Origin of the sequence: Lichenibacterium minor (assembly GCF_004137685.1) — a bacterium.
Lineage (GTDB): Bacteria > Pseudomonadota > Alphaproteobacteria > Rhizobiales > Beijerinckiaceae > Lichenihabitans > Lichenihabitans minor.
On record NZ_QYBB01000027.1, the window covers coordinates 26,460 to 40,030 of the forward strand.

The 13,571-nt window shown below is 71.1% G+C and carries 14 protein-coding genes; 12 read left to right on the plus strand and 2 right to left on the minus strand.

Annotated features, from left to right (window positions below; genetic code table 11):
• Positions 1–78: 78 nt before the first annotated feature.
• Entirely contained in the window at positions 79–471 is a 393-nt protein-coding gene (gene hpxZ, locus D3273_RS19345; RefSeq protein ID WP_129228541.1) for an oxalurate catabolism protein HpxZ, read from the minus strand.
• 65 nt (positions 472–536) lie between these two features.
• On the opposite strand from hpxZ, the gene atzF reads away from it, so the two are divergent.
• The 12 genes from atzF to D3273_RS19405 all read left to right on the plus strand — a co-directional run bounded on the left by atzF (position 537) and on the right by D3273_RS19405 (position 13,232).
• Positions 537–2,351, plus strand: coding sequence for an allophanate hydrolase (gene atzF / locus D3273_RS19350; RefSeq protein ID WP_129228542.1), 1,815 nt, complete (start codon positions 537–539; stop codon positions 2,349–2,351).
• Positions 2,352–2,425: 74 nt separating this feature from the next.
• Positions 2,426–3,529, plus strand: a complete 1,104-nt coding sequence (locus D3273_RS19355) for a BMP family ABC transporter substrate-binding protein (protein ID WP_129228543.1) — start codon at positions 2,426–2,428, stop codon at positions 3,527–3,529.
• Positions 3,530–3,683: 154 nt separating this feature from the next.
• Positions 3,684–4,814, plus strand: a complete 1,131-nt coding sequence (locus tag D3273_RS19360; RefSeq protein ID WP_129228544.1) for an ABC transporter permease — start codon at positions 3,684–3,686, stop codon at positions 4,812–4,814.
• Positions 4,811–5,728, plus strand: coding sequence for an ABC transporter permease (locus D3273_RS19365; RefSeq protein WP_207210834.1), 918 nt, complete (start codon positions 4,811–4,813; stop codon positions 5,726–5,728). The genes D3273_RS19360 and D3273_RS19365 overlap by 4 nt, the downstream gene beginning before the upstream one ends.
• Positions 5,729–5,747: 19 nt before the next feature.
• A complete protein-coding gene (locus D3273_RS19370) occupies positions 5,748–6,767 on the plus strand; it encodes a formamidase (protein WP_129228545.1) in 1,020 nt (339 codons plus the stop codon).
• Entirely contained in the window at positions 6,764–7,441 is a 678-nt protein-coding gene (biuH, locus tag D3273_RS19375; RefSeq protein WP_129228546.1) for a biuret amidohydrolase, read from the plus strand. Before D3273_RS19370 ends, biuH begins: the two co-directional genes overlap by 4 nt.
• Entirely contained in the window at positions 7,441–8,547 is a 1,107-nt protein-coding gene (gene atzD, locus D3273_RS19380; RefSeq protein WP_129228547.1) for a cyanuric acid amidohydrolase, read from the plus strand. Before biuH ends, atzD begins: the two co-directional genes overlap by 1 nt.
• Positions 8,544–10,085, plus strand: a complete 1,542-nt coding sequence (locus D3273_RS19385) for an ABC transporter ATP-binding protein (RefSeq protein ID WP_129228548.1) — start codon at positions 8,544–8,546, stop codon at positions 10,083–10,085. Before atzD ends, D3273_RS19385 begins: the two co-directional genes overlap by 4 nt.
• A 5-nt stretch (positions 10,086–10,090) precedes the next feature.
• A complete protein-coding gene (locus D3273_RS19390; RefSeq protein WP_129228570.1) occupies positions 10,091–10,753 on the plus strand; it encodes a cysteine hydrolase family protein in 663 nt (220 codons plus the stop codon).
• Positions 10,750–10,953 carry an AtzG-like protein gene (locus tag D3273_RS19395; protein ID WP_129228549.1) on the plus strand — a complete coding sequence of 68 codons (204 nt, stop codon included), beginning with the start codon at positions 10,750–10,752 and terminating at the stop codon, positions 10,951–10,953. Before D3273_RS19390 ends, D3273_RS19395 begins: the two co-directional genes overlap by 4 nt.
• Positions 10,946–12,340 carry an AtzE family amidohydrolase gene (locus D3273_RS19400; RefSeq protein WP_129228550.1) on the plus strand — a complete coding sequence of 465 codons (1,395 nt, stop codon included), beginning with the start codon at positions 10,946–10,948 and terminating at the stop codon, positions 12,338–12,340. Before D3273_RS19395 ends, D3273_RS19400 begins: the two co-directional genes overlap by 8 nt.
• Before the next feature lie 13 nt (positions 12,341–12,353).
• Entirely contained in the window at positions 12,354–13,232 is an 879-nt protein-coding gene (locus D3273_RS19405) for an FAD-binding oxidoreductase (protein ID WP_281011347.1), read from the plus strand.
• 18 nt (positions 13,233–13,250) lie between these two features.
• Here D3273_RS19405 and D3273_RS19410 read toward each other — a convergent pair whose 3' ends face one another.
• Positions 13,251–13,562, minus strand: a complete 312-nt coding sequence (locus tag D3273_RS19410; RefSeq protein ID WP_129228552.1) for a hypothetical protein — start codon at positions 13,560–13,562, stop codon at positions 13,251–13,253.
• Between the last annotated feature and the right edge of the window lie 9 nt (positions 13,563–13,571).

The window sequence follows — 13,571 nt, forward strand, 5'->3', positions numbered from 1 at the left end:
AGAACGCCGATGCGCCGAACTCGAATATTGAGAAGCGGCACCCGGGTTGATGTTGACGGGACAGCTCTCGCAGGGGTGTCATGCCAATCCGACCGTCGAGATCAGGCTGACGTGGGCCGCGACGATGCGCCAGCCTTCGGGGAGCCGCGCCCAGCTCTGCATCTGACGCCCGACGGTGCCGGGCGACCCGGCCCGCGTGAACAGTGTCGACGCAGTGGCGAAATCGGTTCCGAACGTCGTCACGACGGTGCGCTCCAACGCCCTCGCCAAGCCGGCAGCCGGGCGTGCCGCCCGGAAGGCCGCGATGGCGGCGTGGCCGTAGAGGTTCTCGGCCCCGCCGTAGCGGATAGCTCGCTCGTCGCACCAGAACAGGGCGTCGAGCGCCGCGACGTCGTTATTGACCAGGGCAACCTCGTAGGTCGCGAAGGCAGCCTCGACCTCGGCGAGGGTGGCGGGATCGTCGATCACCATTGAGTGCTCCAAGAGGCGCCTGAGGAGGGCGGACTGGCTCGCATGTTGCAGGCCGACCGGCCCGAATGCTCAGCAGGAGTCGTGCCGTGACCCCATCCCTGGACCGCAGCGCGCTCCACGCCGCCTATCGCGACGGCCTGGATCCCGCCCGCGTCGTGGAGGAGTGCCTGGCCGGGGCGGCGGCGCCCGAAGCGCGCGGCATCTTCATCGCGCTCGCGCCGGAGGCGGCGCGCGAGGCCGTGGCGGCGCTCGGCCCCTTCGACCCGGACGCGAAGCCTCTGTGGGGTCTGCCCTTCGCGGTCAAGGACAACATCGACCTCGCCGGCGTGCCCACCACGGCGGCCTGCCCAAGCTTCACCTTCACGCCCGAGCGCTCCGCCACCGCCGTTTCGCGCCTCGTGGCGGCGGGGGCTGTCCCGATCGGCAAGACCAACCTCGACCAGTTCGCCACCGGCCTCGTCGGCGTGCGCTCGCCATACTCCCCGCCGCTGAACAGCTTCGACCCCGCCGTGGTGCCGGGCGGCTCGTCGTCGGGCTCGGCCGTGGCGGTGGCGCGGGGCCTCGCCACCTTCGCGCTCGGCACCGACACGGCGGGCTCGGGCCGGGTGCCGGCGGGGCTCAACAACCTCGTCGGATTGAAGCCGACGCTCGGCGCCGTGCCGGTGCGCGGGGTCGTCCCGGCCTGCCAGACGCTCGACTGCGTGTCGGTCTTCGCCCTCACGGTCGAGGACGCCTGGGCGGCAGCCTCGACGATGGCCGGGTACGATCCCACGGATCCCTGGTCGAAGCGCGTGGACTTCCGCGCGCCCGGTCCCGTGCCGCCGCGCCTGCGCGTCGGCGCCCCCGACGACTCCAGCCGTCGCTTCTTCGGCGACGATGCCGCTGAGCGCGCCTTCGACCGGGCGCTGGAGCGCTACGCCGGCCTCGGCCTCGATCTCGTCGAGGTCGATTTCAGGCCGCTCTTCGCCGTCGCGGCCCTGCTCTACGAGGGCGCCTGGGTGGCGGAGCGCTACGCAGCCATCCGCCCCTTCATCGCGGCCCACCGCGACGCCCTCCATCCCACCACGGCGCGGATCATCCTCGGTGCCGAAGCGCTGTCGGCCGCCGACGCCTTTTCAGGGATCTACCGTCTCGCGGAGCTGCGGCGCGAGGCCGAGCCGATATGGAGCGGGCTCGACTTGCTGGTCGTGCCGACTGTGCCGCGCGCTTACCGCGTGGCGGAGCTCGAAGCGGACCCGATCGGTCCCAACGCGGCGCTCGGCACCTACACCAACTTCGTCAACCTGCTCGACCTCTGCGCCCTCGCCGTCCCGAGTCCGTTCCGCGACGACGGTCTTCCGTCCGGCACCACGCTGATCGGTCCCGCGGGCCGCGACGGCCTGCTCGCCTCGGTGGGCGCCGCGATGCACCGCGCGGCCGGCGTGCCGATGGGTGCCACCAGGCACCCGCTCCCGCCGGCAGCGGCGTTGGCCGGCGCGGGCGCCGCGCCGGCGGGGCATGTCGAACTCGTGGTCATCGGGGCCCACCTGTCGGGCATGCCGCTCAATCGCGACCTAGTGGCGCTCGGCGGCACCTTCCGCCGCGCCGTCGACACGCGGCCGGAGTACCGCCTCCACGCCCTGCCGGGCGGGCCACCGGCCCGGCCCGGCCTCCTGCGTGTCGCCGATGGCGGGCGCCCGGTCGCGGCGGAGGTGTGGAGCCTGCCGCCGGACGGCTTCGGCCGGTTCGTCGACACGGTGCCGCCGCCGCTCTGCATCGGCCGCGTGCGGCTCGCCGACGGCACCGCGCCCGCGGGCTTCCTGTGCGAGCCGGCCGGCCTCGAAGGCGCGCGCGACATCACGCATCTGGGCGGCTGGCGGGCCTTCGTGGCCGGCGGGTGAACGCCGGAGGGCGCCCCCCACTTCTGGCATGATGAGTGCTACGGCAGCCAAAGATGACGTTTCCGGAGCCCTCGATGACGATCGCCCTCGACCGCCGACGCTTTCTGCAGAGTTCGGGCGCCGTCGCCGTCGCGGCCGGCCTGTTCCCGCGCGCGGCTTTCGCGGCCGACCCGCTCACCATCGGCGTAATCTACGTCGGTGCTCGCGACGATTTCGGCTGGAACCAGGCCCATGCCGTGGGAGTGAAGGCGCTGAAGGCGCTGCCCGACGTCAAGGTGGTCGAGGAGGAGAACGTCGCCGAAACTGACGCCGTGTCGAAGACCATGGAGTCCATGATCAATCTCGACGGCGCCAAGCTGATCCTGCCGACCTCCTTCGGCTACTGGTCGCCCTTCGTGCTCGACGAGGCCAAGGCCAACCCCGACGTTCAGTTCCGCCACGCGGCCCCTCTGTGGAAACCGTCGGACCCGACAAACGCCGGCTCCTACTGGCCCTTCCTGGACCAAGCCCATTACATCGACGGCGTCGCGGCCGGGCTCGCCTCGAAAAGCGGCAAGCTCGGCTTCGTGGCGGCCAAGCCCGTCGGTATCGTGCTTCGCAACATCAACTCCTTCCTGACCGGCGCCCGCACCACCAACCCCAACGCCACCGTCCGGGTGATCTTCACCGGTGACTGGTCGCTGCCGGTGCGCGAGGCGGAGGCCACCAACGCCCTGGTGGACGCCGGCTGCGACCTCATCACCTGCCACGTCGACGGGCCGAAGGTCGTGATCCAGACCGCGGAGTCGCGCGGCGTGAAGTGCTGCGGCCACAACGCCGACCAGTCGTCGCTGGCCCCGAAGGGCTTCGTCACCGGCGCTGAATATAAATGGGGCACGATCTACACCGGATATGCCGGTTTGATCGGCAAGGGCCAGCCGTTGCCAAACTTCACGTTCGGCGGCTACGACAAGGACATGGTCCAGAACACGCCTTACGGCGCTGGCGCCACGGAGCCGGCCCGCAAAGCTGCCGACGCCGCGATCGTCAAGCTGAAGGCGGGTGCTCCGATCTTCGCCACTGCCATCAAGGATAACAACGGCCGCATCGTCGTGGCGAGCGTGCCGCCCGACAACTACGCCGACGTGCTCAACAAGATGGATTACCTCGTGGACGGCGTGATCGGCTCGACGAGTTGACGACGGATCGCTCATCCCCGCGCGGGCGGGGATACAGCGCCAAGGATTGCGGCCGCGGGCCGACCGCTTCCGCGTTTCACAGGGAGGGCTGTACCCGGCCCTCGGCCTGGATTCCCGCCTTTGCGAGGATGAGAGGCAAGGGAGAGCAGATCCCATGACGGACGCGGTCGGCACGGCGGCGCATCTCACGGCGGCCCCCGCGCGGCGGGGATCGGCGGCCGCGCTGCGGCTGCGCGCCGCCTCGGAATACGTCGTCATCCCCATCCTCGCGGTCGTGGCCGCCTCGCTGATCTTCGCGCTCTTTCTCCTGGCGCTGGGCAAGTCCCCCGCTGCCTTCCTCGACCTCCTGTGGATCGGCGGCTTCGGCTCGGCTTTCTCCTGGAGCAACACCCTGAGCCGGGCGGCGCCGCTAATCCTGACCGCGCTGACGGTCGCCATCCCGGCCCAGCTCGGCCTGACGATCATCGGGGGCGAGGGCGCGCTGGTGCTCGGCGGCTTCGCCGCCGCCGCCCTCGCGGTGCCCTTCGTCGGATCCGGTGCCCCCGCCGCGGTCGTGCTGCCCCTGATGGCGCTGGCGGCCGTGGCGGCCGGCGGCCTTTGGATCGGCCTCGCTGGCCTCCTCCGCCTGAAGCGCGGCGTCAACGAGACGATCTCGTCGCTGCTTCTGTCCTACATCGCCATCGCGGTCACGCTGTTCTTCATCGAGGGGCCGCTGCGCGACCCGGCCTCAACGGCCAAGGCTTCGACGCTGCCGATCGGCGCCGCCTACGCGGTGGGCAAGATGCCCTTCCTCAAGGTGCACTGGGGTTTCGCCGCCGGCGTGGTCGCGGCCGCCCTGCTCGGCGTGCTGATGTCGCGCACGACCTTCGGTTTCGCGGCCCGCATCACCGGCGGTAACATCCGCGCCGCCCAGGCGCAGGGGCTGCCGGTGGGCAAACTGACTCTCGCCTGCTGCAGCCTAGCCGGCGCCGCAGCCGGCCTCGCCGGCTTCTTCGAGGTCGCCGCCGTGCAGGGCCGGGCCAACGCATCGCTGGCGGCAGGATACGGCTTCACCGGCATCCTCGTGTCCTTCCTGGCGCGCCACAACCCGTTCGCCATCCTCCCCGTGGCGGTGCTGTTCGGCGGGCTCGCCGCGGCGGGCGGCCTCGTGCAGCGGCGCATGGGCCTGCCGGACGCCACCGTGCTGGTGTTGCAGGGCTTCATCTTCGTGGTGCTGCTCGCCTCCGAGACGCTCTACGGGCGCTTCCCGGTGTTCCGCATCTCGGGCCGTCAGGGGCGGGCATGAGCGCGCACCTCGCCATCGTCCTCACCGCCATGCTGGGCGGGGCCATCCGGGTGTCGACACCCTTCATCTTCGTGGCACTCGGAGAGACGCTCACGGAGAAGTCGGGCCGTATCAATCTCGGCCTCGAGGGCACGCTCGTGCTTGGCGCCATGCTGGGCTACGCCACGGCCTACGAGACGGGCTCGCCCTGGGCGGGCGTGCTGGCCGGCGGCCTCGCCGGCGTGGCGCTCGGCGCCCTGCACGGCCTCCTGTGCTCGCTGCCGCGCGTCAACGACATCGCGGTCGGCATCGCCCTGATGACGCTCGGAACCGGCCTCGCCTTCTTCTTCGGCAAGCCCTTCATCCAGCCTGAGGCTCCGCATCTCCCCTCCGTGCCACTCGCCGACTGGACGGGCGACCACGCCCTCGCCGAAGCGCTGCGCGTCAACCCGCTGTTCTTCGTCGGCATCGCGACGGCGCTCGCCATGGCCTGGGCGTTCCGCAACACGCGCGTCGGCCTCGTGGTCCGCACCACAGGCGACAGCGCCGCGGCGGCGCTCGCCATGGGCATCCCGGTGGACCGCGTCCGCGTGCTCGCCACCGCGGCGGGAGGCTTCCTCGCCGGCGTCGGCGGTTCATTCCTGTCGCTCTCCTATCCGGGCTCCTGGAACGAGGGCCTGTCGTCGGGTCAGGGCCTGATGGCGGTGGCGCTCGTCATCTTCGCGCGCTGGAGCCCCATCCGCTGCGTCGGCGCGGCGCTGCTGTTCGGCGCCGCGGGCGCGCTCGGGCCCGCGCTGCAGTCGGTCGGCGTCACGCAGGGCTACTACCTGTTCAACGCCGCCCCCTACGTCCTGACGCTGCTCATCATGGTGGGCTCGTCAAGCTCCGTCGACGCGCACCGGGCCGCGCCCGGCGAGCTGTCGATCACGCGATGAAACCCTGATTGGATCTGAGATGAACGGACTCGGCGGCCTCAACCGCAGCCCCAACGGCGTCGTGATCGGCCTCGTGCAACTCCAGCTGCCCACCGTGGCGACGCCGGCCGACCTCGCCGCGCAGACGGACCGCATCGTCGGCACCGTCGCCAAGGCGCGGGCCAACATGCCCACGATGGACCTCGTGGTCTTCCCCGAGTACGCCCTGCACGGCCTGTCGATGAACACCGACCCGGCTATCATGTGCCGGATGGACGGCCCCGAGGTCGCGGCCTTCAGCGCGGCCTGCGCCGAGCACCGCATCTGGGGCTGCTTCTCCATCATGGAGTTCAACCCTCATGGGAATCCCTACAACGTCGGTCTCGTCATCGACGACGCCGGCGCGGTGAAGCTCTACTATCGCAAGATGCACCCTTGGGTGCCGGTCGAGCCCTGGGAGCCGGGGGACGGTGGCATCCCGGTGATCGACGGGCCGAACGGCTGCCGGCTCGGCCTCATCATCTGCCACGACGGCATGTTTCCCGAGATGGCGCGCGAATGCGCCTACAAGGGCGCCGAGGTGATGCTGCGCACGGCCGGCTATACGGCGCCGATGCGCGAAGCTTGGCGCTTCACCAACCAGTCGAACAGCTTCTGCAACCTCATGGTCACGGCCAACGTGTGCATGTCGGGCTCGGACGGCACCTTCGACTCGATGGGCGAGGGCATGGTCTGCAACTTCGACGGCTCGATCATCGCACACGGCACGAGCGGCCGACCGGACGAGATCATCACCGCCGAGGTGCGGCCCGATCTCGTGCGCGAGGCCCGCGCGGTCTGGGGGGCGGAGAACAACATCTACCAGCTCGGCCACCGCGGCTTCTCGGCGGTCAAAGGGGGCGCCGGCGACTGCCCCTATACATACATGACCGACCTCGCCGCCGGCCGCTACAGCCTGCCTTGGGAGGGCAGCGTGCGGGTGACGGACGGCACGTCCTGCGGCTTGCCGGCCCCGACGCGCCGCTACGGCGAAGCCGCGATTAAGGCGGCCGCCGAATGAGCGCGGTCGCCGCTGAACCCTATCCCTGGCCCTATGACGGGAACCTGCGCCCCGACAACACGGCGCTGGTGATCATCGACATGCAGGTCGATTTCTGCGGGGTCGGCGGCTACGTCGATCGCATGGGCTACGAGCTGTCGCTGGTCCGCGCGCCGGTCGAGCCGATCCGCCGCGTGCTAGCGGCGATGCGGGCGGGCGGCTACGCGGTGATCCACACGCGCGAAGGGCATCGGCCGGACCTCAGCGACCTGCCCGACAACAAGCGCTGGCGCTCGCGCCGCATCGGCGCCGGCATCGGTGACGACGGCCCCTGCGGGCGCGTGCTGGTGCGGGGCGAGCCGGGCTGGGAGATCATTCCGGAGCTCGCGCCGCGGCTCGGCGAGGTCGTCGTCGACAAGCCCGGCAAGGGCTCGTTCTGCGCGACCGACCTCGAGCTCATCCTGCGCACGCGAGGGCTGCGCAACCTCGTGCTCACCGGCATCACCACCGACGTTTGCGTGTCGACCACCATGCGCGAGGCCAACGACCGCGGCTTCGAATGCGTCGTGCTCGGCGACTGCTGCGGCGCGACGGACCGCTCGAACCACGACGCGGCGCTGCGCATGGTGACGATGCAGGGCGGTGTGTTCGGCGCCGTGTCGACGGCGGACGCGCTCCTGGCGGGGCTTCCCTGATGCAGCGCCGCCGCGCCTTCGTACATCGCATCTCGACCGGGGCGCCCGACGATGTGGCAGGCCTCGAACAGGCTTTCGCTGAGGGCCGCATCGACGCGGGCTCGGTAGTGGCGATCCTCGGCAAGACGGAAGGCAACGGCCTCGTCAACGATTGGACGCGGGCTCTGGCGGCGCGTGCATTGCGGGACGCCATCGCGCGGCACGCCGGCCCGAAAGTCGCCGACGAGGCCTGTCTCGTCATGTCGGGGGGCACCGAGGGCGGCCTCGCGCCGCACGTCACCGTGTTCGAGGTGCGGCCCGACGACGGGCCGGAACGGGCCGGTGCCCTCGCGATCGGCCGCGCCCGGACGGCGGACCTCCCGCCGGAGCACCTGGGTCGGTCGTCTCAGGTCGGGGCCGTCGCCGTCGCTGTGCGGGCAGCCATGCGTGACGCCGGGATCCTGGAGCCGGACGACGTCCACTTCGTCCAGGTCAAATGCCCCCTATTGACCGGCGAGCGGATCGCGGAAGCGCGGGGGCGCGGCGCGGATTGCGTCACCTCCGACGCGCTTAAATCCATGGGGCTGTCGCGCGCCGCGGCATCGCTTGGCGTCGCTTTCGCGCTCGGCGAGGTCGAGGCCGTCCCCGACACGGCGGTCGGGCACGACCTCGCCGCCTTCTCCACCCGCGCGTCCGCCTCGGCAGGCGTTGAACTGGCCGGGCACGAGGTGGTCGTGATGGGCCGCGGCCGGGGCTGGTCGGGTCCCCTGCGGATCGATCACGCCACCATGGCCGACGCGCTCGACGTCGAACCCGTGCGCGCCGCCCTGGCACGGCTCGGCTTGGCCGCGGTGGGCCAACTCGCGCCGGGCCAACGATCCCGCCTGAAGGCGATGCTGGCCAAGGCCGAGGCGCCGTCCTGCGGCCGTCTGCGAGGCTTCCGCCACACGATGCTGGTCGACTCCGACCTTTCCGCCACGCGCCATGCCCGCGCTTTCGCGGCCGGCGCCCTGGGCAGCATCGTCGGTCACGCGGAAATCTACGTTTCGGGCGGTGCCGAGCACCAGGGGCCCGACGGCGGTGGACCCGTGGCCATCATCGCCGAAGAGGAGGGAGAACACGTATGAGCGCTCCTGCCATCGCCGCGGCGCCCCATGCCGGTGCCGTTTCCGTTTCCACCGTCGGCATGACCAAGCGCTTCGGCGGATTTACGGCGCTCGACGACGTGTCGATCGACGTGCCGGCCGGCGCCTTCCACGTGCTGCTCGGCGAGAACGGCGCCGGAAAATCCACCCTCGTCAAATGCATCATGGGTTTTTACCAGCCCGATGCCGGCTCGCTCCTCGTCGGCGGCGAGCCCGCGGCCGTGCGCAACCCGCGCGACGCACGGGCGCTCGGCATCGGCATGGTCTACCAGCACTTCACGCTGGTGCCGTCGCTGACCGGCGCCGAGAACCTCGTCATCTCTCGCGCCGACGTGCCGGCGGTGATCCACTGGCGGCGCGAGCGCGAGCGCCTCGCGGCCTTCATGGAGCGCATGCCGTTCCGCGTGCCGCTCGACCGCCCGGTGGCGAGCCTCGCAGCCGGCGAGAAGCAGAAGTTGGAGATCCTCAAGCTCCTCTACCTCGACGGCCGCTTCCTGATCCTCGACGAGCCCACCTCCGTCCTCACACCCGGGGAGGCCGACGAGATCCTCGGCCTGCTGCGCGGCATGACGGAGCGAGGCGAGCTGTCCGTGCTGATGATCAGCCACAAGTTCCGCGAGGTCACGACCTTCGCCGAAACCGTGTCGGTGCTGCGGCGCGGCGCGCTGGCGGGCGGCGGCCGCGTCGCCGACATGACCACCGACGGCATGGCGCGGTTAATGATCGGCGACACGGTCGTGCGCGAGCGCGGCTCCCGCGCCGAAACGGCGGGCAAGGCCACCGTGCTCGACCTCGCCGGCCTCGTGGCGGACGACGACGCGGGCCGCACGGCGGTGGACGGCGTGAACCTCAAGGTCAGGGCCGGCGAGATCGTCGGCATCGCGGGCGTGTCGGGCAACGGGCAGGCGGCGCTGGTCGAAGTGCTGAACGGCCAACGCCCCCTGCGCGACGGACGCATCTTCATCCGCGACGAGCCTTTCGAGCCGGTGCGGCGCGACTTCGACCGGTTCCGCGTCTTCGGCCTACCCGAGGAGCCGCTGAAGAACGCCGCCGTGCCGCGCATGAGCGTCGCCGAAAACATCGCCTTCCGAGCCTTCGACAAGCCGCCGGCGGCCAAGTTCGGCTGGTGGCTGTCGCGGGGCCCGATCCGGTCGCGGGCGGCCGACCTCGTCGCGCGCTACGGGGTCAAGACCGCCTCGCTCGACGCGCCCATCGCCACCCTGTCGGGCGGCAACGTGCAGCGTGCCGTGCTGGCGCGCGAACTGTCCGGCGATGTCGACGTGCTGGTTGTCGCCAATCCTTGCTTCGGGCTCGACTTCGCCTCGGTGGCCGAGATCCGCGGCCAGATCATGGATCAGCGGAATCGCGGCGCTGCGGTGCTGCTTGTGTCCGAGGACCTCGACGAGATCTTGGAACTCGCCGACCGCGTCGCCGTGATGTCGGAAGGGCGAATCGCCTACCAGGCGCCCGTCGGCGAAACGGATCGGATGACGATCGGTCGGCACATGGCGGGGCATTGACGACCATGATCGAGATCCCGGCCGATCCCTACCCCTATCCGCTCGACCCCGACCACGTCGCGTTGGTCGTTATCGACATGCAGCGCGACTTCATCGAGCCCGGCGGCTTCGGCGCGGCGCTCGGCAACGACGTCTTGCGCCTCCGGTCGGCCATCCCCGCCGTCGCGGCGCTGATCAGGCTGTTCCGCTCACGCGGCTGGCCGGTGATCCACACCCGGGAATGCCACGCCCCCGACCTCAGCGATCTCCCCGCCTCGAAGCGCGAACGCGGGCGCGGCGCGGCGCGCATCGGCGACCCCGGGCCGATGGGCCGCATCCTGGTGCGGGGCGAGCCGGGCGCCGAGATCGTGGCCGATTGCGCGGCGCAGCCCGGCGAACTGGTGGTCGACAAGCCCGGCAAGGGCATGTTCCACGCGACCGGCGTCGAGGCGACGCTGCGCGACCGGGGCATCACGCATCTCGTCTTCGCCGGCGTCACCACCGAGGTCTGCGTCCAGACCTCCATGCGTGAGGCCAACGACCGCGGCTTCGAATGTCTGGTGATCTCCGACGCGACCGAGAGCTATTTGCCCGAGTTCAAAGCCGCCACGCTCCGCATGATTGCGGCGCAGGACGGCATCGTCGGTTGGGTGGCGCCCCTTTCAGCCTTGCGAGAGGCGTTGGCATGACGGCGCGCGATTTCGACCCCGGGGCCGTGATCGACGCGATGGCGCCGCTGCTCGGCCTCGCGGTCGCGCCAGAGCTTCGCGCCGGCGTGGCGGCGAACCTGCGCGCCCTCGCCGCCATGGCGGCACTGGTGCTCGACCCGCCGGTCGGCGACGGTGCCGAGCCGGCACCCGTGTTCGCACCGGTGCCCCCGAATGGTTGAGCTCTACGCCTCATCGGCCACAGCTATCGCCCGGGGGGTCGCCGCGGGGTTGCTGTCGGCCGAGGCCGTCGCGCTGGCAGCACTCGGGCGCATCGCGGCCCACGACGGGCGAGTCGGGGCCTTCACCCACGTCGCGACGGGCCGCGCCCTGGCGAAGGCGCGGGCGCTCGACGCCGAGCGCGCCGCGGGGCGCCCGCTCGGCCCCCTGGCGGGCGTGCCCTTCGCGGTGAAGAACTTGTTCGACCTCGCCGGCTTGCCGACCCTCGCCGGCTCCAGGATCGGGCGCGACGCCGCGCCCGCGGCGCGCGACGCCACCTTGGTCGAGCGCTTGGAAGGGGCTGGCGCCGTCTGCCTCGGCGCGCTCAACATGGGCGAATACGCCTACGACTTCACGGGCGAGAACGCCCACGACGGTCCTTCGCGCAACCCGCACGACCTCGATCACATGTCGGGCGGGTCGTCCGGCGGCTCGGCGGCCGCGGTGGCGGCGGGCTTCGCGCCGCTGTCGCTGGGCTCGGACACCAACGGCTCCATCCGAGTGCCATCGTCGCTCTGCGGGATCTTCGGGTTGAAGCCGACCTACGGGCGGCTCGGCCGAGCCGGGACCTTCCCGTTCGTGGCGAGCCTCGACCACCTCGGCCCCTTCGCGCGCTCGGCCGAGGACTTGGCACTGTGCTACGACGCCCTGCAGGGGCCCGATCCCGACGACGCGGCCTGCGCGGGGCGCGCCATCGAACCGACACTCCGCCTCCTGGAGCGGGGAGCCGCCGGCCTGCGCGTCGCGGTGGCGGGCGGCTATTTCGCGGCCGACGACGTGCCGGATGCCCACGCCGCCGTGGCGCGCTGCGCCGCGATCCTCGGTGCAACCCGTCGCGTGGACCTGCCCGGCGCCGCTCGCGCCCGCGCTGCGGCCTTCCTCATCACCGCCACCGAGGGCGCCGCCCTCCACCTCGACCGCCTGCGGGCGCGTCCGGGCGACTTCGACCCCGCGGTGCGCGACCGCTTGCTGGCCGGCGCCATGGTGCCGGCCGCTTGGGTGGCCCAGGCCCAAAAGGCACGCCGCCGCTTCGCCGAAGAGGCTGCGCGTGCCTTCGACGGCATCGACGTCATCCTGGCACCCGCGACGCCCTCGCGCGCGCCGCGCCTTGGCCAATCGACTATGACGATCGGGACGGCGACGCTTCCGGTGCGGGCCAACCTCGGCCTCTACACCCAACCGATCTCCTGCATCGGCCTTCCCGTCGCGACCGTGCCGATCTGGCTCGATGAGGGACTGCCGATCGGCGTCCAGGTCATCGCACCGCCCTGGAGGGAGGATCTCGCCCTGCGGGTCGCGGCGGTGCTGGAAGCCGCGGGCGCGGCGCAGGCGCCGGTGGCCCGGCTCTGACGAAGGCAACCAGATCGCGCCCTTCGACGGGCCAACGCCGCCTTGGCCGCCCGATCGCCGGCACGCGCTTTTCGCGCGGCGCGGCGTGCCGGTCACGCCGCGCGGCGCCGCCACGGGCAACTACGGGCAGGCCGTGCCGCTGCACGGCGGCGTGCTGCTGGACATGACGGCGCTGAAGGACATCGCGTGGGTGCGGGACGGGGCCGTGCGCTGCGGCCCGGGCCTCGTCATGTCGGAGCTCGACGCGGCGCTGGCCCCGCACGGGCTCGAGCAGCGCATGCACCCCTCGACTAAGCGCCGCGCCGCGGTGGGCGGCTTCGTCGCGGGCGGCTCGGGCGGGATCGGCTCGATCCCCTACGGGGGCCTGCGGAAGCTCGGCAACATCCTGGCGGTGCGGGTCATCACCGTCGAGCCCGAGCCGCGCGCGATCGAGCTGCGCGGCGATGCGGCCCAGAAGGTCGACTGCGCCTACACCACGCCCGGGATGATCACGGCACTGGGAATGCCGCTCGCCCCCGCCTGGCCCTGGGTCGACCTGATCGTCGCCTTCGACAGCTTCGCGGGCGCCATGGCGGCCGGCCATTCGAAGCGTCCTACAGAGCATATTCCTGGATGGTCGGAAAATCCAAGTTTTCGTACGGCAATGAGGAGCGCCGCATCCCTCTACACTGACGTAAAGAGTCGTCTTCGTTCAATGTCCGCTTGGCAGACCCCTTGTTCGGAAGCAGCCGTTCCGCTGTCCACCCACTTCCGCTGTCCGGCCGGATCCGACCCAACCGTGCCGTCCAGAGCGTCATTCCGTTTCCTCCGAAGCGGACGGAGCAATCTAGATAAGATCCGTAGCGAGATTGCTTCGCTCCTAATGACTAGCCCCCCAAGCCGTGCCGTTTAACGATATGCAACGCAATGTTTAAGCAAGCTGCTCGATGGCCGGATGAGAGAGGTTGAGCGTGACGGACTTGGTTAGTCTCGAATGCGTTCCCTCGTGGAAAAGGGAGGCGCTCTGAAGCTCCGGCTTGTTCAGGTGCCTGTTGTCGAACCCAGGGACAGAGAAGTTGTGGTGCGCGTCAACGCGGCGCCCTTCAATTCCTCCGACATTCTCCTGCTGCTCGGGCCCGTAGTCCTTGACACACTGCGGGTCGACGGCACTACGACGCGACCCGAAGTTGAAACCCTGATCCCGCAGGATCGCCTGGGCCTCGTCGCCGGGCGGCTCGGCCAAGCGCTGCCC